19 protein-coding genes are annotated in these 24,006 nt (G+C 71.1%); 9 read left to right on the top strand and 10 right to left on the bottom strand.

The window, feature by feature from the left end; all coding sequences use genetic code 11:
• Positions 1-148: 148 nt before the first annotated feature.
• The 4 genes from ABZ374_RS36340 to ABZ374_RS36325 form a co-directional block, all read right to left on the bottom strand.
• A complete protein-coding gene (locus ABZ374_RS36340; protein WP_360319578.1) occupies positions 149-361 on the bottom strand; it encodes a hypothetical protein in 213 nt (70 codons plus the stop codon).
• Between the two features lie 778 nt (positions 362-1,139).
• Positions 1,140-2,858: an amidohydrolase gene (locus ABZ374_RS36335; RefSeq protein WP_360319576.1), complete on the bottom strand. Its 1,719-nt coding sequence runs from the start codon at positions 2,856-2,858 to the stop codon at positions 1,140-1,142.
• Between the two features lie 155 nt (positions 2,859-3,013).
• On the bottom strand, positions 3,014-5,689 hold the full coding sequence (locus ABZ374_RS36330) for a hypothetical protein (protein WP_360319574.1): 2,676 nt from the start codon (positions 5,687-5,689) through the stop codon (positions 3,014-3,016).
• Entirely contained in the window at positions 5,682-7,214 is a 1,533-nt protein-coding gene (locus ABZ374_RS36325) for a hypothetical protein (RefSeq protein WP_360319572.1), read from the bottom strand. The genes ABZ374_RS36330 and ABZ374_RS36325 overlap by 8 nt, the downstream gene beginning before the upstream one ends.
• A 189-nt stretch (positions 7,215-7,403) precedes the next feature.
• Between ABZ374_RS36325 and ABZ374_RS36320 the strand changes: the two genes are divergently transcribed.
• The 6 genes from ABZ374_RS36320 to ABZ374_RS36295 all read left to right on the top strand — a co-directional run bounded on the left by ABZ374_RS36320 (position 7,404) and on the right by ABZ374_RS36295 (position 14,506).
• Positions 7,404-8,096, top strand: a complete 693-nt coding sequence (locus ABZ374_RS36320) for a gamma-glutamyl-gamma-aminobutyrate hydrolase family protein (RefSeq protein ID WP_360319570.1) — start codon at positions 7,404-7,406, stop codon at positions 8,094-8,096.
• A gap of 1,001 nt (positions 8,097-9,097) precedes the next feature.
• On the top strand, positions 9,098-10,165 hold the full coding sequence (locus ABZ374_RS36315; protein WP_360319568.1) for a phytanoyl-CoA dioxygenase family protein: 1,068 nt from the start codon (positions 9,098-9,100) through the stop codon (positions 10,163-10,165).
• A complete protein-coding gene (locus tag ABZ374_RS36310; protein ID WP_360319566.1) occupies positions 10,147-11,460 on the top strand; it encodes a DUF6271 family protein in 1,314 nt (437 codons plus the stop codon). The genes ABZ374_RS36315 and ABZ374_RS36310 overlap by 19 nt, the downstream gene beginning before the upstream one ends.
• Positions 11,461-11,495: 35 nt before the next feature.
• On the top strand, positions 11,496-12,716 hold the full coding sequence (locus ABZ374_RS36305) for a type III PLP-dependent enzyme (protein ID WP_360319564.1): 1,221 nt from the start codon (positions 11,496-11,498) through the stop codon (positions 12,714-12,716).
• Positions 12,706-13,236 (top strand): GNAT family N-acetyltransferase, encoded by a 531-nt coding sequence (locus ABZ374_RS36300; protein ID WP_360319562.1) that lies wholly within the window; start codon positions 12,706-12,708, stop codon positions 13,234-13,236. Before ABZ374_RS36305 ends, ABZ374_RS36300 begins: the two co-directional genes overlap by 11 nt.
• A gap of 10 nt (positions 13,237-13,246) precedes the next feature.
• The gene (locus ABZ374_RS36295) at positions 13,247-14,506 is read left to right on the top strand and encodes an MFS transporter (protein WP_360319560.1); all 1,260 of its coding nucleotides are present in this window, start codon (positions 13,247-13,249) and stop codon (positions 14,504-14,506) included.
• A 15-nt stretch (positions 14,507-14,521) separates the two neighbouring features.
• Here the strand turns inward: ABZ374_RS36295 and ABZ374_RS36290 are convergent, their stop codons facing one another.
• From ABZ374_RS36290 to ABZ374_RS36270, 5 genes are all read right to left on the bottom strand, one after another.
• Positions 14,522-15,706, bottom strand: a complete 1,185-nt coding sequence (locus ABZ374_RS36290) for an FAD-dependent oxidoreductase (RefSeq protein ID WP_360319558.1) — start codon at positions 15,704-15,706, stop codon at positions 14,522-14,524.
• 3 nt (positions 15,707-15,709) lie between these two features.
• Positions 15,710-15,898: a ferredoxin gene (locus ABZ374_RS36285; RefSeq protein ID WP_360319556.1), complete on the bottom strand. Its 189-nt coding sequence runs from the start codon at positions 15,896-15,898 to the stop codon at positions 15,710-15,712.
• Positions 15,899-15,962: 64 nt separating this feature from the next.
• Positions 15,963-16,817, bottom strand: coding sequence for a fumarylacetoacetate hydrolase family protein (locus ABZ374_RS36280; protein ID WP_360319554.1), 855 nt, complete (start codon positions 16,815-16,817; stop codon positions 15,963-15,965).
• Positions 16,814-17,731: a catechol 1,2-dioxygenase gene (locus tag ABZ374_RS36275; RefSeq protein ID WP_360319552.1), complete on the bottom strand. Its 918-nt coding sequence runs from the start codon at positions 17,729-17,731 to the stop codon at positions 16,814-16,816. Before ABZ374_RS36275 ends, ABZ374_RS36280 begins: the two co-directional genes overlap by 4 nt.
• Positions 17,732-17,733: 2 nt before the next feature.
• A complete protein-coding gene (locus ABZ374_RS36270; protein WP_360319550.1) occupies positions 17,734-19,194 on the bottom strand; it encodes an aldehyde dehydrogenase in 1,461 nt (486 codons plus the stop codon).
• Positions 19,195-19,383: 189 nt separating this feature from the next.
• Between ABZ374_RS36270 and ABZ374_RS36265 the strand changes: the two genes are divergently transcribed.
• Together ABZ374_RS36265 and ABZ374_RS36260 are read left to right on the top strand one after the other, a co-directional pair.
• Positions 19,384-20,865: an aldehyde dehydrogenase gene (locus ABZ374_RS36265; RefSeq protein ID WP_360319548.1), complete on the top strand. Its 1,482-nt coding sequence runs from the start codon at positions 19,384-19,386 to the stop codon at positions 20,863-20,865.
• A 115-nt stretch (positions 20,866-20,980) separates the two neighbouring features.
• A complete protein-coding gene (locus ABZ374_RS36260) occupies positions 20,981-21,700 on the top strand; it encodes a gamma-glutamyl-gamma-aminobutyrate hydrolase family protein (protein ID WP_360319546.1) in 720 nt (239 codons plus the stop codon).
• A 66-nt stretch (positions 21,701-21,766) separates the two neighbouring features.
• On the opposite strand, the gene ABZ374_RS36255 is transcribed toward ABZ374_RS36260, so the two are convergent.
• Complete coding sequence (locus ABZ374_RS36255) at positions 21,767-22,339, bottom strand: MarR family winged helix-turn-helix transcriptional regulator (RefSeq protein ID WP_360319544.1); 573 nt, start codon at positions 22,337-22,339, stop codon at positions 21,767-21,769.
• 164 nt (positions 22,340-22,503) lie between these two features.
• On the opposite strand from ABZ374_RS36255, the gene ABZ374_RS36250 reads away from it, so the two are divergent.
• A complete protein-coding gene (locus tag ABZ374_RS36250) occupies positions 22,504-23,964 on the top strand; it encodes an APC family permease (RefSeq protein ID WP_360319542.1) in 1,461 nt (486 codons plus the stop codon).
• Positions 23,965-24,006 lie beyond the last annotated feature (42 nt).

Genomic DNA, 24,006 nt, shown 5'->3' with positions numbered 1-24,006 from the left:
TCTTGTTGGTTTTTTTCTCCCCCTTGGCGTTGGGGGCCCACTTTCTCCGCGTTAACGTGTTTTTGCGGCGGGGGGGGGGGGGGGCCCCCGGGGTGGGGGGGGGGGGGGGCCCCCCCGCCCCCCCCCACCCCACGAATCGATCACCTGGTCAGTCGCGCGGCGTCGCGCGCAGGGAGTACAGAATCGCGACCATCACGAGCACCCAGCCGGCCGACCAGGCGATCTCGGCCGATACGCCGTAGTGGTCGAGCGAAGCGGCGTGCTCACACATGGCGGAGACGAACTCGACGGCGGTGAAGGCGTGCATCGCCCGCCACCGCTCCTCATTCGGGTCCTGGGGCCCGGTCCCGGCCTTACGCATAGGACTTTCCTCCTCGACAGCACATATCTCGGACAGCCGGAGCACCGCAATGGATGCGGCAAAGCGCCGAAAGACAGGCGACGGTGACGAGGGACCGAACAGGTGAATGATCAATTGGCCGTTCGGAGCTTTAGGATGACCTCTTGAATGGAGCGTACGACGGTTCACGACGGAGAACAAACGACCCGGGATTTCGGGTCATAGATCATTCGTTTTTGATTTTGATGACTGCTCGATTTTCATCGCTTCCGTCGATGCAAAGAAAAGAACACGCGCAAAATACGACAGATCGAGGCGCAGTCGGATCGATTCCGTTCACCTCGGCCCGCCGGCCGCCCGAAAAAGAAATTTTAAGGATCATGGAAGGCCGTCGGTACACGATTCGACGGCTCGAAAATCGATGCGGGATGCACGAATCCCGGATGCCATGACTGATGGTGCGTCAGAGGCCATCACTCCGGCAGCGCGGTCCCGCCGCGAACCGATGCCGGTGCGGTGGGGCGCGGTGGGGTGCGGTGCCGGTGGGGTGGGATGCCGGTCCCCGGTCTCGATCGGGATCGGGGACCGGCATCCGGGATCGGCCTCACGTGCCGGCGACCCGACGGACGATCTCCCGGCACAGCGAACCCACGGGCGTGGAGCGGGCGTGCGGGTCCTTTCGGTGGGATGGGGGACCGGTGGGGCAGGCCGACCGCCGCCGGTCGCCGCAGGCAGCGGCTCGGGCCCCGCCAGGGGCCTTGCGGCGCGGTGGGTGGTGCCGTCGGTGGGCAGGGCAGGGCTATTCGGTCGTGTACACGATCCGGCCGTCGAAGATGGTCAACGCGACCGACAGGTCGGCGATCTCGTGCGGGTCGGCGGTGGTCAGGTCGCCGTCCAGGACGCACACGTCGGCGACCTTGCCCACCTCCAGCGAGCCCTTCCAGTCCTCGGCGAAGTCCTGGCGCGCGGCGTTGATCGTGTACGCGCGCACCGCCGTGGCCAGGTCCACGCACTGCTCCGGGCCGCTGGGCCGGCCGGTGGCCTTGGACTCGCGCAGCATCATCGCGGACACCCCGCGGCGCCAATCGGGATACGTGATCGGCGCGTCCGAACTCGCCGTCACCGCGATGCCCGCCTGCACGGCGCTGCGCACCGGCCACTGGTAGGCGGAGCGCTCGGGGCCGACCACGTCGTCCATCAGGTCGGCGATGGTCCACTTGATCGCCGGGTTCATGTTCACGCCCCAGCCGTGTTCGGCGAGCGTGCGCAGGCTGCGCGGTGTGCAGAAGTCGCCGTGGATGACGTAGTGCCGTTCGTCCTCGCGCGGGCACGCCGCCGCGGCCTCCTCGAACGCCTCGACCAGCGCGTCGATCGCCCGGTCGCCGGTGACGTGTACGCCGATCTGGTGTCCGGCGGCATGCGCGTGCCGGACGATGGTGCGCAGTTCGTCCACCCGCAGGACGTCCGAGTCGCCGTGCATGCACAGGCAGCCGTTGCCGCCGCCGACGTACTCCTCCCGCATCCACGCGGTGCGGCTCGGCGGGATGCCGTCCGCGAAGACCTTGACGCCCAGGATTCGCAACAGGCGCGGATCGAGGTCGGCGATGCCGTCCGGGAGCGGCGCGGCCAGTCGTTCGGGCAACACGTCGGCGGCCTCGCCCATGGCCAGCGGCAGCAACAACACGTTCACCCGGGCCGCGAGTTCGCCCGAGCGGGCCAGGTCCGCGTAGACCGCCAGGGTGTCCGCGCCGGCCGCGCCGAGGAACAACGAGCCACCGCCCGGGCCCAGGCCGGGTTCGGTGAAGCTGGTGATGCCCTCGGCGTGGCAGATGGCCACCGCCGCGCGCACCGCCCGTTCGCGGTCGGCCCGAGTCATCGGCGGTACGGCCGCGTTGACCAGGTTCTGCGCGCCTTCGCGAAGCAGGCCGGAGGGCTCGCCGGCGGCGTCGACCTCGATGATGCCGCCGGGTGGGGCGACCGTATCCCGGTCGATCCCGGCGGCCCGCAGGGCATGGCTGTTCAACCACGCGGTGTGCCCACTGAACTCGTAGAGCAGGACGGGCCGATCCGTGACCACCGCGTCCAGGTCCCGGCGATGCGGCAGGCGCGCGTCGGCCCCGGCCGACGACGTCGATCGGCACTCGGCCAGGTAACCGACGTCCCAGCCGTTGCCGATCACCCAGGCGTCCGGCGGCAGCGTCTCGGCGTGCCGGGCGACGGCGGCGGCGATGTCGGCGATCGACTCGACGGCGGGGTACGACACGTCGACGGCGAGCGGCGGGCGGGTCGCCCCGAAGGCGCATGCGTGCAGATGCGAGTCGTTGATCCCCGGCAACGCGGTCCGGCCGGCCAGGTCGATCACCTCGGTCCCCGGGCCGATCAGTGGCCGGATCTCGGCGTCCGAGCCGACCGCGACGATCCGGCCGGCATGCACCGCGAACGCCTCGGCGACGGTGAACGCGGCGTCCACGGTGAGTACGCGACCGTTGGTCAGGACAAGATCGGCGCAGACGGGCATCCGGGTCTCCTTGCGTAGCGACAACACACCGGGGACACCACACCCGATATTATTTGACCCCAAACGATAAAGATCGCCCCGGCCGACCACAAGACCTCACGACGATTCTTCGAACGTCCATGGGCGGGTTCCGGGCACGCCGGGAATCGGCCGGGCTACGACCGGCAGCGCGGCGGCCGGGGGTCGACCAGGTCCATCTCGCCCAGGAGTCGGCAAGCCAGGTCGAAGGGCTTGTTCCGGGGGCCGTGCGACACGGAGGGGGCCGATTCGAAGCTCCGCTGTGCGGCGAGGGCCCGGGGGCCGACCAGTCCGGCGAGTCGGAAGTGCCGCCAGAGCGGGTTCGACCGAGGGGCGTCGACGACAATGAGATCGGGGCGGCGCCAGACGACCAGCGCCCAGGGTTCGCCGTTCGACCCCGAGCCGGCCCAGGCACCGACCAGGGATGCCTCCTCGGCCGCGCCGACTGCTTCGAGCGCCACCAGTGCGGGGTTGCCGAAGCGGCCTTCGACGTGGAGCAACCACGGAGCGTGGCGGTGTACTTCGCGGCCCCGCTCGGCAAGGGTCCGCACGGCGTCGGCGAGCGGGTCGCTCCGCGTCACGTCGGCCGCGACATCGAGCACCGCCGCCGGGCCGACGGCCGGACCGAAGGCCGCGCCGAGCAGCGACGTGTACTCCGCGATGTAGACGGGATCCGCTGCGGGCAGCAGCCGGCCGGCCGCCGTGGCCGCCGCGTTGAAGGCGAGGGTCTCCGGGGTGATTTCGTAGCGCGGGGCGTGGCTGCGAAGCACCGCGAGGGCGACCGCCGCGAGGCTGCCGACCTGGGACTGCACGCGCTCCGGAAGATCCCGAAGATCCGGGTGGTCCGGGTGTCCCGAGTGGTCCGGGTGATCCGGGTGATCCAGGGCGCAGACGGCCCGGGAGAGCAGCGGCAGCCACTCGTCCGTGCGTGCCTGCGGCCAGGCGCCGGCCGCCGCGGTCCACAGGGTCAGCCGCACGACGAGCATGCGTTCGGGCGGATTCAGACCGGGGGCGAGGGCAACGAGACGTTCCACCCAGCGCCGATAGCGCCGGCGCACCGCCGGATCGCTCTCCCGAAGGTCGGGCAGGGCGGGAGCGTCGCCGCCGATCCCGGCCGCCTCGGCATCGTCCTCGTCAAAAGCCGACTCGACCTCCTCGCGCTCGTCCCAGGACACCGGCAGCAGGTCCTGGACGGGCGCACTCGGGCCGGGAGCCACCGGAAGCCCGAGCGCGAAGAGCACCAGCGGCCGCCCGACTCGCCCGGCGCACTCGTCCAGATAGCGCTCCCAACCACCCGCGTCGGCGCCCGGGGTTGCCCTCGTGCCCGAAGCACCCCCGGCGTTGCCGACGGAGGCGCCCCCGACCGCCGAGGGCAGCCCGGCGCGGAGGGCTTCCAGGTCGCTCAGGAAACGTTCGGCCAGTCGAAAGTCCGCGAACAGGTCCGGCGGCCGGGTCGTGGGGGCCTGGAACCCGGACGGCGCGACCCGGCGCAGTGCGCGGTCGGGGTCGACCACGAACACGAGGTTGCCGAAGGTCGGCACGCCGTCGGCGTCGACAACGACCAGACGCACCCGGCTGCCCGCGTCCGCCGAGGCCGTCACGGTCCACGCGACCTCGCCGGCCGGTATGTCGGCGATCCGCTCCCACGTCTCCGGCGGGGCGATCGCCGGGGACAACTCCAGGTGGGCGATGTCGGGGAGGGGCCGGGCGGTACTGATCTCCAGGCCGTCCGGCACGCGGATGGCGCCGAGCAACAACGGCCCGCCCCGGGCGGGCGTGCGGGTCGGCGGAACGACCGTACGCAGTCGGGCGACGGGCTCGGCGGTACCGGGCGGCAGGAGCGTGGCGGAGACGGGAGTGATGATGCCCAGTTCGCAGTTGCCGCCGCTGTCCCGGGCGAGCAGCAAAGCCGCCGAGGAGATGTTCGGGCTGCCGGTCAGCGTCCACCGTCGGCCCCCGGACACCCACTCGACGAGCTTCCCGTGCCGGTACCGCTCGTCGTGGTCCGCGACGACTCGGCCGTCGTACTCCTGCACCAGGGCGGCGACCGACGGGCCGTCCAGATCGCTGAGTCCCGGCTGGTAGGCGAGGGTGAACCGGCCCGGACGCAAACGTTGCAACAATCGTCGCAAAGCCGACGAGCGCCGGTCGTGGAAGGGCGCGAACACGGCCAACTCGTCGACCGGTCCGTGCGGCAGCCGGTCGATGATGGGCGAGCGCAGGTTGCCGACGACCCGGACCTGCGATGCGGTCGGGGTCCGATCGTGGTGGAGCCGGTCCAGCAGGGCGGCGACCCGACCCAGTGCCTGCGGCACCCCGGCGGAGAACCGCACCGTTTCCGGGAGGTCGCGCAGCCATGCCACCAGGTCCGGTAGTGCGACGGGGCTTTGTTCGCCGTCCACCCGCAGTACGGTCCACAGTTCGGCGTTGCCCTGCCAGCCGGCCAGGGTGGTGTTGCCGGAGCCGAGGGCGATGGTGGCGCGCTCCGGACCGGCCAGGACCATCAACTTGGGGTGGAACGCCGCACCGTCGGCGTAGGCCAGCCCGGCGAGGTAGCTGCGGCCGGCCAGCCGTACCGATCTGGGATCGTTGCGTGCCATGGTGACGTCGCCGACGACCGTGACACGTGCTCCGGTGGCCTGGGTGGCGCCGAGGACGATCTCCTCGAAGAAGCCGAGGTCGGTGGTGAAGCCGAGGAAGAGTGCCTCTTCCATCCCGGCTCCGCCGTTGCGCGCCTCGTCGAGGATGAGGGTCAACGGCGAGGCGAACGTGCCCGGCGCCGGCACTCCCGGCTCCGGCGCGGTCTCAGCCAACGAGCACCTTTCCGCGTCCGGTCACCGACCAGCGCTCGTCTCGGTAGCGCAGTACGCCGCAAGTGGCGAGCACGGTGCCGAGTTGGTCCAGTCGCAGACCGACGTCGCCGCGCCCCTCCTGGCTGGTCCGGTACAACAGGCCGTCGCGCTCGTGCAGTCGGGTCGGCAACCACAGCGAACCGTCGGTACGCGGGCGGGCTTTGGCCAAGGCGATGCGTTGCGAGCGCGCCACCAGATCGTGGGTGAGTCGACGGGCGAGATCGCGCAATCCCCCGGGCCGGGCCTCGTCGAGTCGCCACTGCACCCACTCCGGGCCGAGTTCGACGCCGCGCCGGCCGAGAAACGCCTCCCGGGCCGGGCCGGCGAGTTCGTCCACCCGGCGAGCGCCGGCGGCGAGGACGCGCAACTCGGCCAGGGGCAACGGATCATCCGCCGACCGCAGATCGTGCTCGGCGGCCAACGACACCCCCGTCGTGCTCTGCGTCGCCGGGAGGTCGGACAGGAAGGCGGTCAGCGCGATGTCGGGCAACTCGGCCGCGAAACGATCGGCCAGTTCCTCGACGGGCAACAATCCGTCCACCTGTTCGACCAACCAGGACCACAGGCGGCGCCACGCACCGACCGAGTAGTTCCGCAACACCACCCCACGCCAGGCGGCGGCGACGTTCATCTCGCGGGTCACGACATCACGGGTCAGGAAGTCGCCGAAGGCGAGGACCGGACCGACGTCCCGGGTGAACGAGGTGACGTGGTGGGTGGCGACCACCCGGGCCAACAGTCGAATCGTCTCTCGCCGCGTCCGCGAGCGGGCACCCCCGTCGGTCGATCCGCCCGGGCCGCACATCAGCTTCGCCAACCACGCCCCGTCGGGACGGTCCCCGTCGGCGCACACGCACAACCGTTCGCCGAATGCGCCGAGTTCGTCCACATGCAGCTCGTCCTCGGCGGCGAGTTCGAGCACCTCACCCAATCCGTGACGCACCGCCGTCCGGTCGAGCAGTGCTCCGGGCACCGGCATCGGACCGGGGGCGAGAATACCCAGCGCGGTCTCGGATCCGGCGTATGGTCCCCAGAATCCCCACGCGTTGCGCACGTAGCCGTCCTTGCCGGGGACTTCCGCCTCGGCCATGGTGACCGTCCCGCTCTGTAACCGTCGGGCCATGGCGTCGACGCCATGGGCACGCGGGAGCCACTCCAGGCCCTGCGGATGATGCGCGAACGACACGGCGGCCAGCGCCACTTCCGCACGGCGCAGCAGCGTTTGGGCGGCCTCGACGGTCAGCCCCTTCGCGTCGGCGTGCTCCGCGACCAGCCCGTGCAGTGCGTAGTAGCGCGCGTGCGGCGTTCCCGTGGTCACGCCCGGCACCAGTTCGCCGACCATGTGCATCACGTGCCGTTCCACCGAGAGCGGGAACCGGCCTGCGGCGATGTCCAGACCCGGGCGACTCCACCCGGGTCCATCGACGACCCCGGCGGCGGTCGCGTCTTCGCCGGCGGTTGTCGCATGCTCGGTCGACCCTGCCACACCACTCCCGTGTTTCGGCATTTTCCCGCCACCCGCCCCGACTCCGTTCGAGCAGGCGACCGGTCAGTCATTGTGACGCAACCCATCGTCATCGTGCAGAGGTTCCGGATACACGGTCGACACCCGACCTTGTGGTTCGGCGGCGGATCGGCTTATCGTTTGGGGTCAAATTATCTTCGGAGGCCCTTGGTGCGCGCCCTGATCATTCGCCGTGAGCATCAGTCGCATGCCGGGTATGTCGGAGCGTGGCTGGTCGAGCGCGGGTTCGCGTTGCACGAGGTGACGGTGGTGCCCGAGGAGCGATTTCACGCGCCCGATGTGCGGTTCGACTTTCCGAGTGCCGGCGATTTCGACGTGGTGGTGTCGCTCGGGGCGCCGTGGTCGGTCTATGACAGCGCGACGATAGGGAGCTGGATCGGCGGGGAACTCGCGTTGCCGGCCGAGGCGGTCCGGGCGGACGTACCCGTCCTGGGGATCTGCTTCGGTGCGCAGGCGCCGGCCGCGGCGCTCGGTGGGCGCGTGGAGCGGGCACCGGCGTTCGAACTGGGGTGGCACACGGTCGAGTCGGACGAGCCGACGCCGATCCCGACGGGCCCCTGGTATCAGTGGCACTTCGACCGATTCGTCGTCCCGCCGGGTGGGCGGGCGATCGCCCGGTCCGCGGCCGGGCCGCAGGCGTACGTCGTGGGTCGCTCGCTCGGTGTGCAGTTCCATCCCGAGGTCACCCCGGGGATCGTGGCCGCGTGGCCGGCCGGTGGCGGCGACGCCCAGGTCCGCGACCTCGGCCTGGACGTCGAGGCGTTGCGGCGGGTGGAGCCGGGGGCTCGGGAGCGGGCCGCGGCGCTGGTGGACGCGTTCCTGGCGGACGTGGCCGAGATCTGAGCGGCACGCGGCAGCGGCGCCCGAAAGCCCCCGGTGGGCGTCCGTGGTCGGGACACTCCGGAAGCCGCCGTGTTCATCCAGGGTTCAGCACGAACTCGCCATCCCCGTAAACAAGTTGCCCTACCATCCCGTCTTCCGCGTCGGCTCTTCGGGCGCCCCGACACAACCGCCGAATCCGTCACCGTGCGCCCACGGGCGGTTGCAAAAAGGATCAACGCGGGGGTTGACACTGAAAGTTGGTCTAGACCAACCTAGTGGAACGGGGATCGGAGAGGTGTGTTCCGGCATGGCCGTCGGCTGATCGAGCGGACCGGCCGGCCCGCACCGCGGATCCGTCACGAGCACTCCACGACCCGTGCGGGCACCGCGTACGAGAAGGTGGCAAACCCAGCCATGTCATCACGAAGAACCACAACCTCCGCCGCCTGACCGACCCGGTGCGGTAGCGCACTCGCCGACCGAGTCCGCCTGCCGTCGGGACCCGTTCGGCCCTTCGCAAAGCTGCGCCGTGGGTCGGGAGACCCGGGGTCGACGAAGGGTCCACTCGCCGCCATCGGTCGCCCACGGGCGTCTGCGAGCCATCACAGCCACCGCTGTACAGACGAGCCTCCGCAGATCCCGGACAACCTCACGCGACGCCACCGTCCACCGTCGGCGCAACCGCGCCGGCGTGCGGCGCGGCGCTCCGCCGAGGATGCACCGGCGACCGTCCCTGATCGGTCCGCGGCACGACGCCGCCGGCCGGGACGGCAGCCCCAGGGCATCTCCCCAACACCCGCCGCGTATGCGAACCGCCTTTTCCGGAAGGCTGCTTCGCCATGCCACCGGCTCGACCGGCCGATCCCGGACGACCACGGCGACTTCGCCGGCGACCACATCGAGACCGTTCCCGACATCGGTCGCGGCGCCCGAACCCCACCTCCGACACCCGATCGATCAACCGCCGAGAGTGCGGTCGATGTGCGCTCAGCCACGGAAAATTCGAGCCTTGGAGTGAACCCATGCCGACGCCCGACCCCTATCCGTATCGAGCAGCCTCCGACATCCCCTACTTCAGTGCGGACGGCGAGACGTATCTGGCCCCGACACCACTGCGTGATCTCAAGAAGTCCAGACCTCTTCGCGTGTTGTCCGAGGAGGACTTCGACTTCTGGCAGACCTACGGGTACATCGTGGTGCGCGAGGCCATCCCGGCCGCCGCCGCGGCCCGCCTGCTCGAATTCGCCTGGGACTTCCAAGGACTGGATCCGCAACAGCCGCAGGGTTGGTACTCCGACAATCGGGAGTTCCGCTCCGATCTCGACCGGGAACTGCACATCTACGGATTCGTCGAGGCGTACCACCATCAGCTCATCTGGGACAGCCGCCAGACACAACGCGTCTACGACGCGTTCGTCGACGTCTGGGACTGCGAACAGTTGTGGGTGACCCTGGATCGCCTCAACCTGAACCCGCCCAACATCCGGGACCGCGATCGGGCGCACATCGCACCCACGGACCAGGGATTCGACATCGAGTTGCACTGGGACGTGGACACCACCCTCGAAGTGCCGCCGCAACGGGTCCAGGGCATCATCGCGCTCGACGCGACCCGGCCGGAGCACGGCGGATTCCAGTGCTCACCCGAGCTGTTCCGCCGGTTCGGCGAGTGGAAGGCCGGTCAACCCGCGAATCGGGATGCCATCCGGCCCGCCGTCGACCGCACCGAATTCCCGGTGATCCGACCGGAACTCCAAGCCGGCGATCTGCTGATCTGGAACGGCCTGCTCGCCCACGGGGTGGCCCGCAACGGCTCGGCGAACGGCGTCCGCGCGGTCCAGTACCTGTCCATGATGCCGGCGCTGGAATCCCACCACGAACAACGCCGATCCCGGATCGAGTCCTGGCGTCGGCTGAGCACACCGGACTGGAACAAGACCCTCGTCGGCGATGCCACCAGGCACGAATCGCTGCGCTACGGCACCGCCACGCTGAACGACCTCGGCAGGAAACTCCTGGGGCTCGAATCCTGGAACGGGCACGACACCGAACAGTTCACCGGAGAGCCGGCATGCACAAAATCTGCCTGACCCTGCCCACGAACCGCGCCTGCACCGCCACGATATCCGCCATCGGCGAGGAAGCCGCCTACGCGGCGCGGCACTTCGACGTCGAGGTGCACCTGCTGATCCTCGACTCCTGCGAACGGGCCACGTTCGCGATCCACGCCAAGACCGTCGACGCGCTGCCCGCGTCGCCGCACGTGATCGTGCACCATCTCGACGAGGCCGCCCAGCGGGACTTCCTGCGCAGGGTCCTCGACCGCGCCGGTATCGACCCGCCGGACCGGTATCTCGACCTGATGTTGCCCGCCGCCGTTTCCTACGGCGCCTGCACCAATCGTGCCTTCCTGATCGCCGCCGCACTCGGGTGCGCATCGATGCACCGCCGGGATTCGGACAGCAGCTATCAGACGCTGGACGGCGAACCGATCTTCCCCATCCGGCCCGAGCTGACCTCGCTGGGAAAACGCGCCCGGGACGCGGCGTCCGGCGTGAGCGAGACCGTCCTGGATCCGGTCCACGCCGACAAACCCGTGATGCTGGCCGGCAGTTCCTTCGTCGGCGAAATGTCCGTGGACATCGGGGAGATCCAACGCCTGGACCCGGCGGCCTATTTCGACATCGTCAGCCTGTGGGCCCCGCCCGAATGGTCGGCCGAACAAAAGCGGCGACTGGTCGAGGAATCCTTCACCGGAGCGGGCACCGACCCCTTCGTCCGGGACCACTCGACCCTGACCATCGTCGACCCGATGCGGCTGGACATGTGCAACATCGCCTTCCGCCACGAGGTGTACGAGCGGGTACCGCTGCCGCCTGCGACCGACACCATCGGCAGCGACTACTTCCTCATGCACCTGGTGCACGACGCCGAGTTGCCGGGTGTGCTGCACAACCGCAACATCGTCAACTTCCACACCGAGGAACGGCGCACCGACGCGGGCTTCGCCGCCTATCACCTGCGGCTGACCAAGTTCTTCCTGTCGATGCTCTACTTCAACGCCGTCTACGCCGAAATGGCGACGGCCGGCGGTGCGCTGCTCGACGCCGAACAACGCCTGCGGCCCGCCGCCGTCGCCGCACTCGCCCGGGACAGCGCCCGATGCGATCGGGCCGAGAACGTACGCCGGTTGCACAGTCTCGACCGCTCCTACCGCAGCCTGGGCGGCAGATACGCCGAGTTCGCCGACACGCTGTCCGCCCTCGGCCCGCGACTGCTCGACGAGGCCCGGGCGGACATCGAAGACTTCGCGCTGCTGATCGAGGCGTGGGCGGCACTGATCCACGCAAGCAAGGCCACGAGCGTCCACGAACCGCACGGATAGTGGGACCCGGACCCATCATGCACGTAAACGCACGTATGCATACCGCCCTGACGGCTTCCACCGACGATCGCATCGTCTTCGATCTCACCGGCATCGAGGAGCGATACGAGACGCTGCTCGCCGAGTTGCCCGACATCTCGGTCAGATTCGCGATGAAGGCATGCCCCGTCGACGAGGTGCTCTCCTGCCTGGCCCGCAAGGGCGCCGGCTTCGACGCGGCGAGTCCGCGCGAGATCGAGCAGGCGATCGCCACCGGCGTACCGATCGACCGCATCCACTACGGCAACACCATCAAGTCGGACCGGGACATCCGGGACGCATACCGGCTCGGGATCCGGGATTTCGCCACCGACAGCATCGAGGACGTGCGCGCCGTCGCGCAGCACGCCCCGGGCGCCCGGGTGTTCTGCCGGCTGGCCACCGGTGGCGAGGGTGCGCTGTGGGGCCTGAGCCGCAAGTTCGGCTGCTCGGGAACCGATGCCGTGCTGATCCTGGAGGAGGCCCGGGCGCTGGGGCTGGCTCCGGCCGGCCTGTCCGTCCACGTCGGCTCGCAACAGATGACCGCCGGGGCCTGGCAGGACGCCTTCGACCGACTGGCGGACGTGCTCGCGGAGCTGCATCGGCGCGGGACGGCCCCGGACCACATCAACCTCGGCGGGGGGTTGCCCGCCCTGGGCTACCTGGACCGGCACGGCCGGCCGCTGGATCCGCCGCTGGACAAGATCTTCGTGGTGATCCGCGAGGGCATCCAACGACTCCGCGAACTCTCCGCATCGCCGCTGGACTTCCTGATGGAGCCGGGCCGCTGGTTCGTCGCCGACAACGGCGCCATCCGGGCCCGGGTCTCCCGCTTGTCGGCCCGCGAACAACTCGACGGTGAACGCGAGTTCTGGCTCTACCTGAGCTGCGGCAAGTTCAACGGCCTGTACGAGATGGACGAATTGCAGTATCGGCTGGTCTTCCCCACGCACCCCGACACGGAGTACGTGCCGGCCGTCGTCGCCGGACCGACCTGCGACAGCGACGACACCTACCCGTACGAGGAGGACCTGGTGCCGGTGCCCCGGGGAGTCGCCTCGGGGGATCCGGTGTGGATCGTCTCCTGCGGCGCCTACGTCACCAGTTACACGACCCGGGGGTTCAACGGATTCGCCCCGCTTCCCTACACCTGGGTCGGCGGCGGGCCCGACCCGGCGTGGGATCCCTCGTCCGACCTCGACGTATGGCCGGAGGGGGGTGGTGTGGATGGGACATGACGTGCACATCCGGCGCATCGCCGAGGGCGACTGGGACGCCATCGTCGCGCTGGAGGCGGCCACCTATTCCGCCGGCGCGTTGTCCGAGGGACGGGACGCGTTGCGATCCCGGGCCCGTTCCTCGCCGGCCACCTGCTTCGTATTGCACTACGAGCAACGACCGGCGGGCTACCTGCTGGCGCTGCCCTACCCGATGTTCCGCTATCCGGACCTGTCCCGGCCGGAGCAGGTCGTGCACCACTCGCGCAATCTGCACCTGCACGACCTGGTCGTCGCCCGGCACGTGCGGGGCAACGGCCTGGCCCGTGAACTCCTGCACCGGCTGACCGCGACGGCCCGGGCGAAGAAGTACGAACGCATCTCGCTGATCGCCGTCGGCGGCAGCGAGGGCTTCTGGTCGGCGAACGCGTTCGACGCCGTACCCGAGGTGGCGCTCGCGTCGGGCTACGGCGCGGGCGCGGTGTATATGTCCACGCCGGTGCGCAGATCCGAACCGGTGTATCCCCGGAAGGCGAAGTAGGCCGATGCACATGTTTCGCGTTCGCGACGATTTTCGCCGGGCACAACTGGCGATCGCGGCACTGTTTTGTTTTCTCGGGCTGCAATACGCCACCTGGGCCTCGCGGTTGCCCGCGATCAAGGCGGAACTGGGCCTGAGCGAGGCCGAGGTGGGCCTGTTGCTGATGGCCTGCGGCGCGGGCGCGGCGGCCTCCTTCCCGCTCGTCGCGGTGCTGACCGAACGGCTGGGATCACGCCGGTTGGCGCTGTCCTCCGCCCTGGCCCTCGGCCTGCTGCTGCTCGCCTTGGCCGGCGCACCGAACTACCCGGTCGCGCTGGTGATCATCTGCTGCGACGGGGTCGCGGTCGGCTGTCTCAACGTGGCGATGAACGCGCAGGGCGCCGCGCTGGAGGTCCGGTACCGGCGCACCGCGATGTCGCAACTGCACGCCACGTTCAGCGCCGGTTCGTTGTGCGCCGCGTTGCTCGCCTCCGGGATGAACGCGCTGACCTCGAACCTGGCCGCGCACTTCGCGGTCGCCGCCGGGTTGTTGCTGCTGCTCCTGGCCTACGCCCGGCCTGCCCTGCTGCCGGCCGATCGAGCGGCGGCCGAGCCCGCCGAGGCCGAGCAGTCCACGCGGCCGGGCCGGCGCGGGTGGGCCCTGCCGTCCCTGGTCACCGTCTGGATGGGCGCCGCGATGGCGTTCGGCACGGTCACCGAGGGGGCGATGAACGACTGGTCGGCCCTGTACATGAAGGATGTCGCGCACGCGGCCTCGGAGGTCGCGCCGCTGGGCATCGCGGTGGTCTCGGTGATGATGGTACTGGCCCGGGTCTTCGCCGACGGGTGGCGCAGTCGGTGGGGCGACGGCCGGATCGTCCGGGTCGGCAGCGCGTTGGCCGGCGTCGGGCTGGCGGTCGCGTTGCTGGTGGGCGGCGTGGTGCCGGCGCTGATCGGCTTCGCGTGTGTCGGGTTGGGCATCGCCGCCGTGACGCCGTGCGTCTACGTCGCGGCGGCCCGGGCGGGTTCGGACGCGCTGGCCCTGGTCGCCGCGATGGGCACCACCGGCCTGCTCGCCGGGCCGGCGGTGATCGGCTTCATCGCGAGCGGCAGCAGCCTGGTGTGGGGCATGGGCGCGGTGGCCGGGTCGGCGATGCTGGTGTCGGTGTGCGCCGGCCGGATCCGCTGGACCGGCCCGGACGACGCCCACCCGCCCGCGCGGGCCGAGGGCGCGGCGGTCGAGCCACGCCCGCAGGCCACGCCCGAGGTGGAGCCGCTCACCGGCGGCTGAGCCCGCCGGGGGCGGTCAGGCGACCAGCTCCCGGCGGTACTTCGCGGCCAGGGCGATCGCCCGCCCACCCAGCGCCACCACGCCCACCAGTGCGCCGGCGCGGTGGTAGCCGACCGCGCAGTCGCCGTCCCAGTCGCCTTCGAGCAGGCGGATGTCCGCGCCGCCCAGCCCGGGCGCACCGTACGACTGGAGGCGCTGGTCGTACTGGTCCGACCAGAAGGTGGGCAGCGGCGCGAACGGTGTCGACGCGCAGTCCGTGCCGGCCAGGTGGGCGGCGAGCGTGCGGGCCGCGTGTTTGGCGCTGTCGGTGGGGATGCTCCAGTGTTCGACCCGGCGCGGTACGTCGTCGTAGCGCGGATTGGCGAACCGGGCCACGTCGCCCACCGCGACCACGTCCGGGCGCGACTCGACCCGCAGCAGGGCGTCGCAGCGCACCCCGTCGGTGAGGTCGAGGCCGTTGCCGGCCAGCCATTCGGTGTTCGGGATCGAGCCGATCGCCTCGACCACGGCGTCGGCGGGCAGTTCCCGGCCGTCGTCCAGCACCACGCCGCGCACGTGTCGCTCGCCGGTCGTGTGCCGCACGGTGCGCCCGAGTTCGAAGCGCACGCCGCGGGCGAGATGCCGCCGGCGCAGCGCCGCGCCGAGGTCGGCGCCGAGCGGGCGGTGCATGGGTTCCGGTTCGGGCGCCACCACGGTCACCTCGGCGCCGAGCGACCGCGCGGTCGCGGCCACTTCGCAGCCGATGAAGCCGGCGCCCACGACCACCACCCGGCGGCCCGGGCCCAGTGCGGCGCGCAGGTGTCGGGCGTCGTCGAGGGTGCGCACGACGTGTCGCCCCGTGCGCGGTCCCGGGCAGGTCAGCCGGCGCGGACGCAGGCCGGTGGCCACCACCAGGCCCGCGTAGGACAACGACTCGCCGTCAGCGAGCCGGATCCGCCGCCGCCCCAGGTCCACGCCGACGGCCCGGCGGCCCAGCCGCCAGTCCACGTCCGCACAACTCGCCCGCAGCCGGAAGGCGACCTCGGCGTGCGCGAGTCCGCCCGCGAGGGCGTCCTTGGACAACGGCGGCCGGTTGTACGGCATGTGCGGCTCGTCGCCGATCACGGTGAGGGCGCCGTGCCAGCCCGCCGCGCGCAGTTGTTCGGCGGCCCGCAGGCCGCCCATCGACGCGCCCACCACGACGACTCGGGGAGCGGTCATGGTTCAGTCCTCGATCGTGATGGCCTGGAGCGGGCACACGTCGGCGGCCTCCTCGACCGACTCGCGCAGCGCGTCGTCCGGGTCGGCGACGAATTCCAGCCGGCCGGCGGAGTCGATCCGAAAGACCTCGGGAGCCGAGAACACGCACTGTCCGTGGTCCTGGCACCGGTCCATGTCGACGACGACCTTCATGGGTGGTGGTCCTTTCCGATCGGTGAGGTGACTGGAGTGGGGAAGGAAGTGGCGGCGAGGACGGTCAGCGCCGCGGTGCCCGGACGCCGCGCAACTCCCAGTCGCCGCCCAGTGCGGTGGAGCGCACCTCCTCGGACTCGGTGGGCTGCGCGCCGCAGTCGGCGCGGATCGGGGTCGGGCCCTCCACGATGTGGTTGGCGAGTCGACCCAGTCCCTCGACCTCGACCTCGACCACATCGCCCGGCCGCACCGGACGCGAGCCCGCGGGCGTGCCGGAGAGCAGCACGTCGCCCGGGTCCAACGTGATCGTGCGGGCGATGTCGGCGACGAGGTAGTGCATGTCCCATTCCATCTCGTCGGTCGAACCCTCCTGCACCACCAGGCCGTTGACGTAGGTGCGCAGCGTCTTGCCGCGGAAGTCCCAGCCCTCGACCAAGCCGGGGCCCAGCGGGCACAGCGTGTCCGAGCCCTTGACCCGGAGCATCGAACCCGCGTCGGTGTCCCGGAAGTCGTGCAGGCCGTAGTCGTTGGCCACGGTGTAGCCGCGGATGAAGGCGCCCGCGTCGGCCGGGGCGATGTTGCGGCAGGTGCGGCCGATCACGATGGCGATCTCGCCCTCGTAGTTGAGGTACTTGCAGCCCGCCGGGCGCACGATCGCACCGCCGTGCGCGTTGAGCGACGAGGTGGGTTTGTGGAAGTAGGTCGGCGCGGGCGGCAGCGTGGTGCCGAACTCGTCGACCCGGCTGCGGTGGTTGAGATGTACCGCGATGATCTTGCCGGGTTGCACCGGCGGCAGGTGCCGGGCCTCGGCGACGCTGGTGCGTCTGCCGTCGGCGGCGATCAACTCGGCTCCGCTGCGCACGACTTCGACGGTCGTGCCGTCGAGCAGGATGCGGCGATACTCGGTGCTGCTGCTCATGCGAGGTGTCCTTGGCTGGTGGTGGTTCGGGCATCGGAGGCGGTCCAGCCGCCGGCGGGTCGGTCGAACCAGACGTGGGCCTGACCGGTGCCGGTGGCGTTCTCGTAGTCGCCCAGCAGCCGGCCGGGTGCGGTGCACCGTTCCTCGCCGAGCGCGCCGAGCATCATCAGGTAGTGCCCGAAACGCGCCTCGGGCTTGTACCGCAGGAAGTCCGGCATGCCGGCGAGCACGCTCGCGTGATCGCCGCGTTGCATCCAGGCGATCCGCTGTTCGTCGGCGGCGCGGGCCTGCGGGGTGCGCACGTGCGCCGGGTCGGACGCTTCGTGGGCGCGCAGTTCGCGCAGGTTCCAGAAGGTGTGCGAGAAGGCGCCGGACGCCACCAGCAGCACCCTGCGGTCGGTGGCCGCGATGCCGTCGGCGAGTGCGCGGCCCAGCCGCAGGTTGTCCTCGACGTCCGCGGTCTGGCAACAGCCGATGCCCAGCCAGCGTTTGCCGGGCACGCCGAGGTGGTGCCACAGGTTGACGGTGGCGTAGTGGATCGGCAGGTACGGATCCTCGATCGGGGTGATCCAGGTGCCGTGTCGCTGCGCGAAGTTCGCGGTGGCCCGGGCAAGTTCCGGATCGCCGGGGAAGTCGTAGGGGATCTGCCGCATTCCGCGCGGCAGTTCCTCGGAGGTGTACAGCCCACTGCGGTGCGGCTGCGCGGCGATCACGTACTCGACGGTGGTCGCCCAGTGCGAGTCGAAGACCACCACGGTGTCGTAGTCGAGCCGTTCGAACACCTCGGCGCGCAGTCGGGCCAGCGCCGGGACCAGGCTGATCTCCTTGCCCTCGTTGAGTTCGTGCCGGACCTCGCGCGGCAGCATGATGGTGGGCGAATGGGCCAGGATGCCGGCGCCGACGATCTCGCCCATGGTCAGTGCCATCCGTTCGGCGCGGTCACGGTGTTCTTGAGGTCGCAGTAGAAGTCGAAGCTCCACGAGCCGCCCTCGCGGCCGATGCCGGACTCCCGCGAACCGCCGAACGGCGCGCGCAGGTCGCGGACGAAGAAGCAGTTGACCCACAAGGTGCCGGCCACGAGTTGCCCGCCGACCCGCCGGGCCCGTTCCCGATCCCCCGTCACCAGGGTCGCGGCCAGCCCGAATCGGGTGTCGTTGGCGAGTTCGATCGCCTCCGCCTCGGTGCCGAAGGTCTGCAGCGTCAGGACCGGGCCGAAGACCTCCTCCTGGACGATCTCGCTGTCCTGCGCGACGTCGGTGAGCAGTGTGGGGCGGTAGTACCGGCCGCCCAGGTCGGTGTTGCGCCCGCCGCCGAGCAGCGCCTTGGCACCGGCGTCGAGGGCGCGGCGCACGAAGCCGTCCACCCGCTCCACGTGGTCGGCGTGGATGTTGGGGCCCACGTCGGTGGCCGTCTCGCGCGGGTCGCCCTGGACCAGGGTGCCCGCCCGGGCCAGGAAGCGGGCGGTGAACTCGTCGGCGATCGAGGCGTCCACGAGCAGCCGGGTCGCGGCCAGGCAGACCTGACCGGCGTTGTCGTACTGCTCGACCGCGAGCTCGACGGCCAACTCCAGGTCGGCGTCCGCGAAGACCAACAGCGGTGATTTGCCGCCGAGTTCGAGGCTGACCGGGGTCAGGTTGGCGGCGGCCGAGGCGCCGATCCGGCGGGCGGTGGGCACCGATCCGGTGAAGCTGATCCGGCGGACGTCCGGGTGGGCGGTCAGTGCGGCGCCGACCTCGTCGCCGTAGCCCTGGACCACGTTGAACACGCCGGCCGGCAGGCCCGCCTCGGCGGTGATGTCGGCGAGCAACGACGCGGTCAACGGCGTCCATTCGGCGGCCTTGAGCACGACCGTGTTGCCGGCCGCGAGCGCCGGGGCGACCTTCCAGGTGGCCAGCATCAGCGGTGCGTTCCACGGCGTGATCAGCACGCACGGCCCGGCGGCGTCCCACGAGACGTGGTTGCCGTGGCCCCGGGTGTCGAAGTCGTCGTGGCCCAGGTGTTCGGTGAGCCAGTCCGCGAAGAAGCGGAAGTTGTGGGCGACTCGCGGCATCACCCCGCGCAGGTGCGAGCGCAGCAGCGCGCCGTTGTCGGTGGTCTCCACGATCGCCAGGTCGGCGAGCCGGGCCTCGACCCCGTCGGCGACGGCGTGCAGGAGGCGGGCCCGCTCGGCGGGCGCTGTGGCGGCCCAGGCGGGGAACGCGGCCCGCGCGGCGGCAACCGCCGCGTCCGCCTCGGCGCGGCGGCCCCGGGCGATCTCGCCGAGGGTGCTGCCGTCGATGGGCGAGATGTCGGTGAAGGTGTCCGCGGACCCGACGCGCTCGCCACCGATCCAGTGCCGGGTGTCGACGGTGACGCCCGCAACGGTGACCTCGGTCATGGAAAAGCCTCCAAGTCGTTTGACCCCAAACAATTTAGCGAGCCACGATCGGGACGGTCAAGGGGCATCGGGACGACCGGGGCGCCGAGGCGGGCCAAGGGCCGCCCCCACACCCGCTCCGCATTCCCGACGGCCGACTTCCGTTGTATCGTTTGCCCCCAAACAATCTCGTCGGCGAAAGCGGGCACCATGGCGCGGCTCTCCCATCAGGACTGGCTGGACCGGGCGGCGAAGCTGCGTCCGGTGACCGTGCATCACATCGACGGCGCGGACCACGCCGGCGACGGCGACACGTTCACCGTGATCGCACCGCGCGACGGGACACCGCTCGCCGAGCCCGCCCGGGCCGGACCACGCGAGGTGGACCTGGCCGTGGCCGCCGCCCGCCGCGCCTTCGACACCGGGGCCTGGCCCCGACTCGCCCCCGCCGAACGCGGTCGCGCGCTGATCCGGTTCGCGGACACGATCGAGGCGCACCGCGAGGAACTCGCGCTGACCATCGCCCTGGAGATGGGCAAGCCGGTCACCGAGGCGTACGACATCGAACTGCGCGCGGTCGCCGCGTGCTTCCGCTGGTACGGCGAGGTCGCCGACAAGTTGATCGACGAGGCACCGCAGACCGCCGCGGACGCGCTCGCGCTGGTCACCCGCGAGCCGGTGGGCGTCGTCGCCGCGGTCGTCCCGTGGAACTTCCCGCTCACCATGGCCGCCTGGAAGGTCGCCCCGGCGCTCGCGGCCGGTTGCACCGTGGTCCTCAAACCGGCCGAGCAGTCGCCGCTGTCCGCACTGCGACTGGGCCGGCTCGGCGCCGAGTCCGGTCTGCCGCCGGGCGTGTTCAACGTGGTCGCCGGCGAGGGCCCCACCACGGGGCGCGCGCTCGGCCTGCATCCGGACGTCGACGTGCTCGCGTTCACCGGCTCGACCGCGGTCGGCCGACACTTCCTGCGCTATGCGGCCGACTCCAACCTCAAGCGGGTCTGGCTCGAACTGGGCGGCAAGTCGCCCAACATCGTGCTCCCCGACGCCGACCCGATCGCCGCGGCGGCGAGTGCGGCTTGGGGCGTGTTCTTCAACCAGGGCGAGATGTGCACCGCGCCCTCCCGGTTGCTCGTGCACTCCTCGATCGCGGACCGGGTGACCGACGCGGTGGTCGAGCGGGCCCGCGCGCTGCGGATCGGCGACCCGCTCGACCCGGCCACCACGATGGGCGCGCTGGTGAGCGCGGCGCACCTGGCCCGGGTGCGCGAGCACATCGCCCGGGCGCACGCGGCCGGCGCCCGGCTGCGCACCGGCGGGGAACGGGTGGATCGGCTCGGCCACTTCCTGGAGCCGACGGTGTTCGACCGGGTGACCCCGGAGATGGCGCTGGCGCGCGAGGAGGTCTTCGGCCCGGTGCTCGCGGTACTGACCTTCGACACCGAGGACGAGGCGATCCGACTCGCGAACGCCACCGAGTACGGCCTCGCGGCGGGCGTGTGGACCACGAACCTGTCCGCCGCGCACCGGATCTCCCGGGCGGTGCGGGCGGGCACGGTCTGGGTCAACTGCTACGAGGAGGGCGGCCTGAACGTGCCCTTCGGCGGGATGAAGCAGTCCGGCCACGGGCGGGACAAGTCGCTGCACGCGTTGGAGAAGTACACCGACCCGAAGACCGTCTGGATACGACTGTGAGCCGAAGCTCCCGCCTGCCCGCCCCGTCTTCCGGGCGGGCCGCACCGGCCGGCCGCTCGACACGCCGCACGACCCGCCTCACCAGGCCCGCCTCACGAGACCCGCGGAGACCGCAGTGACCCGTCCGCTGATCGCCCTGCCGTGCCGGTTCGCGGCCACCACGTCCGCACTGCGCTACGCCGCCGAGGTGACCGCCCTGGCCCTGGCCGAGGCGGTCTACGCGGCAGGCGGCGAGCCGTTCATGATGCACCCGGCCGAGCCCGCCGGCGCCGCGTCCCGACTCGCCCGCGCGGACGCCCTGTTGTTGCCCGGCGGCGGCGATCTGGCACCGAGCAGCTACGGCGCGGACACGGTGCACGAGCGGGTGTACGACGTCGACATCGCGCAGGACGCATTCGACCTGGCCGCCGCCCGACACGCGCTCGCGGTCGGGCTGCCGACCCTGGCCGTCTGCCGCGGCCTGCAAGTGGTCAACGTCGCGCTCGGCGGCACCCTCACCCAGGACATGCCGGCCCACCATCGCCACGTGGTGCACCGGGTGACGCTGGCCCCCGACTCGGCCGTCGCCCGCGCCGCCGGTGCCACCGAACTCGACGCGTCCTGCTACCACCACCAGTGCGTCGACCGGCCGGCCCTCGGCCTGCGGATCACCGGCACCGCCTCCGACGGCACCGTCGAGGCCCTCGAACCGGTCGCCGCCGGCGGCTGGTTCGTCGCGGTCCAATGGCACCCCGAGGACACCGCGCACACCGACCCCGCGCAGCAGGCCCTCTTCGACACTCTCACCGACCAGGCCCGCCGCCACGCACACACCCCACTCGTGCGGACCCCATAGCGCCGAACGACACCGAACAACACCGTGCAGCACCGGCGAACGACAGCGATCGGCCCCGCCCGGGGCTCACCCCTTCGCGCGCCGCCCGCCGCGCCGGGGCTTCGGCGCGCCGCCGGCCAGCAGGTCCTGGCGGCGTTCCTCGCCCTTGGCCTCCAGCCGGGCGACGATGCGGCGCAACGAGTCGGCCAGCGTGAGGCATTCGTCGGCGCTCAGGTCGTCGGTGACGAACGCCTCCTCGGCGTTGAACGCCGGGAAGACCCGGTCCATCAGTTCCGTGCCGGCCGGCGTCAACGAGAGCAGCACGAGCCGGCCGTCGGTGGCGTGCGCGGTGCGGGTGAGCAGGCCGCGCGACTCCAGGGTGCGGGCCACACCGGTGAGGGTGCCCTTCGAGATGCCCGCCTCCTCGGCGACGTGCCGAGTCTCGCTCTCGCCCCAGATCCACACCTCCCACAACACGGTGAACGCGGTCCAGGTGAGTTCGGCGTCGCGCAGCACCGAGTTCTCCAGGTGCTGGCGCACCGCGGCGGCGGCGCGGTAGATGTTCGACACCGCGGCCATCTGCTCGCGCCGCAGCGGGATGTCGCCCAGTCGTGCCTGGACGGCCTTCTCCGTTTCGGTGATGGACCGCTTGCCGACCACGTGCTCCGCCTTCTTCGTCGTTCGCGTCCGAGCGGTGGCCCGATACGCCTTGCGCACCCCGAAATCTAGCCCTTGTGGCGACCTGTTTGCATCCGTACGATCAGCGGCACCCGCAGATCGTACGGACCCAAACGAATGGGTCCCGTCCCTCGGAGGCGCCGGGAATGGCAACCAGACAAGCGTCGACGAACGGCACCACCGGCCCCGAATCCGCCCCCTCGCGCGGTTCACTCGGCGTCGCGCACATCGTCTTCTTCGTGGTGGCGGCATCGGCCCCGCTCACCGTCGCCGCGGGCGGCATCCCGCAGAGCCTCGCGGTCACCGGCACCTCCGGCATCCCCGCGCTCTACCTCGTCCTGGCCGCGCTGCTCGCGGTGTTCAGCGTCGGCTATGCCGCGATGAGCAGGCGGATCACCGGCGCGGGCGCGTTCTACGCCTACGTCGCCCAGGGCCTGGGCCGAGTGGCCGGCCTGGGCGCCGCGTTCGTCGCGCTGATCTCCTACAACGCGATGCAGATCGGCATCTACGGGCTGTTCGGCTTCACCACCGCCGACTTCCTGGACGCCAAGCTCGGCCTGCGGGTGGACTGGTGGGTGGTGGTCCTGGTCGGCATCGTGCTCGTGGGCGTGCTGGGCTATCTGCGGATCGACCTCAACGCGCGGGTGTTGGCCGCGCTGCTGATCGCCGAGACGGTGACCGTACTGATCTTCGACATCGGCGCGTTCGGCCAGGCCCCCGACAGCATTTCGTTGCACCCGTTCTCCTGGGACGCGCTGACCTCGGGCTCGATGGGCGCGGCGTTCTGTTTCGTGATGGCCTCCTTCACCGGCTTCGAGTCGGCCGCGATCTACGGCGAGGAGTGCGCGGACCCCAAGCGCACCGTGGCCCGCGCGACCTACGTCTCGGTCGGCGTGATCGGCGTGTTGTACGCGGTCACCGCGTGGGCGCTGATGAGCGGTGCCGGTACCGACCGGGCGGTCGAGGCGGCGACCGAGCACGGGCCGAACCTGATCTTCGTGCTGGGCGGCGACCAGATCGGCTCCGGCTTCGCCGACCTGGCCCAGGTGTTCCTGATCACCAGCCTGTTCGCGGCGCTGCTGTCCTTCCACAACGCGGTCGCGCGCTACTTCTTCGCCCTCGGCCGCGAGGGTGTGTTGCCCACCGCGCTGGGTCGCACCCACCCGCGCACCGACTCGCCGCACCTCGGTTCGGCCACCCAGACCTCGCTCGCCGCGGCCGTGGTGATCGCCTTCGCGGCGCTCGATCGCGACCCGATGGCGACCCTGTTCAACTGGTTCACCAACCTGGGCGCGCTGGGCGTGTTGCTGTTGCTCGTGCTGACCTCGCTCGCGGTGGTGGTGTTCTTCCTCCGGCGCGGCGCGGACGGCGAAAACGCCTGGAGCCGGCTGATCGCGCCGGCCGCGTCGGCGGTACTGCTCGCGGCCGTGTTCGTCGCCGCCCTGGACAACTTCGGCGTGTTGCTCGGCGTGGACTCCGGCTCCGCGTTGCGCTGGGTGTTGCCCACGCTGGTGCTGGGCGCGGGCGTGGTGGGCGCGCTGTTCGCGCTGTTCCTGCGGGCGACCCGGCCGGGTGTGTACGCGGGCATCGGACGCGGCCGGAGCTGACCGACCCGCAACCGCGCGAGGGCCCCATCACCGTCGGGTGAT

The sequence above is a fragment of the Embleya sp. NPDC005971 genome (assembly GCF_040629175.1).
Lineage (GTDB): Bacteria > Actinomycetota > Actinomycetes > Streptomycetales > Streptomycetaceae > Embleya.
This window is presented reverse-complemented; position numbering and strand designations above follow the sequence as displayed.

Excerpts from the sequence above, each read along its gene's own strand:
- ABZ374_RS36340 (WP_360319578.1), bottom strand. The coding sequence starts at position 361 with ATGCGTAAGGCCGGGACCGGGCCCCAGGACCCGAATGAGGAGCGGTGG.
- ABZ374_RS36335 (WP_360319576.1), bottom strand. The coding sequence starts at position 2,858 with ATGCCCGTCTGCGCCGATCTTGTCCTGACCAACGGTCGCGTACTCACC.
- ABZ374_RS36315 (WP_360319568.1), top strand. The coding sequence starts at position 9,098 with ATGCCGACGCCCGACCCCTATCCGTATCGAGCAGCCTCCGACATCCCC.
- ABZ374_RS36310 (WP_360319566.1), top strand. The coding sequence starts at position 10,147 with ATGCACAAAATCTGCCTGACCCTGCCCACGAACCGCGCCTGCACCGCC.
- ABZ374_RS36305 (WP_360319564.1), top strand. The coding sequence starts at position 11,496 with ATGCATACCGCCCTGACGGCTTCCACCGACGATCGCATCGTCTTCGAT.
- ABZ374_RS36300 (WP_360319562.1), top strand. The coding sequence starts at position 12,706 with ATGGGACATGACGTGCACATCCGGCGCATCGCCGAGGGCGACTGGGAC.
- ABZ374_RS36295 (WP_360319560.1), top strand. The coding sequence starts at position 13,247 with ATGTTTCGCGTTCGCGACGATTTTCGCCGGGCACAACTGGCGATCGCG.
- ABZ374_RS36290 (WP_360319558.1), bottom strand. The coding sequence starts at position 15,706 with ATGACCGCTCCCCGAGTCGTCGTGGTGGGCGCGTCGATGGGCGGCCTG.
- ABZ374_RS36285 (WP_360319556.1), bottom strand. The coding sequence starts at position 15,898 with ATGAAGGTCGTCGTCGACATGGACCGGTGCCAGGACCACGGACAGTGC.
- ABZ374_RS36280 (WP_360319554.1), bottom strand. The coding sequence starts at position 16,817 with ATGAGCAGCAGCACCGAGTATCGCCGCATCCTGCTCGACGGCACGACC.
- ABZ374_RS36275 (WP_360319552.1), bottom strand. The coding sequence starts at position 17,731 with ATGGGCGAGATCGTCGGCGCCGGCATCCTGGCCCATTCGCCCACCATC.
- ABZ374_RS36270 (WP_360319550.1), bottom strand. The coding sequence starts at position 19,194 with ATGACCGAGGTCACCGTTGCGGGCGTCACCGTCGACACCCGGCACTGG.
- ABZ374_RS36265 (WP_360319548.1), top strand. The coding sequence starts at position 19,384 with ATGGCGCGGCTCTCCCATCAGGACTGGCTGGACCGGGCGGCGAAGCTG.
- ABZ374_RS36250 (WP_360319542.1), top strand. The coding sequence starts at position 22,504 with ATGGCAACCAGACAAGCGTCGACGAACGGCACCACCGGCCCCGAATCC.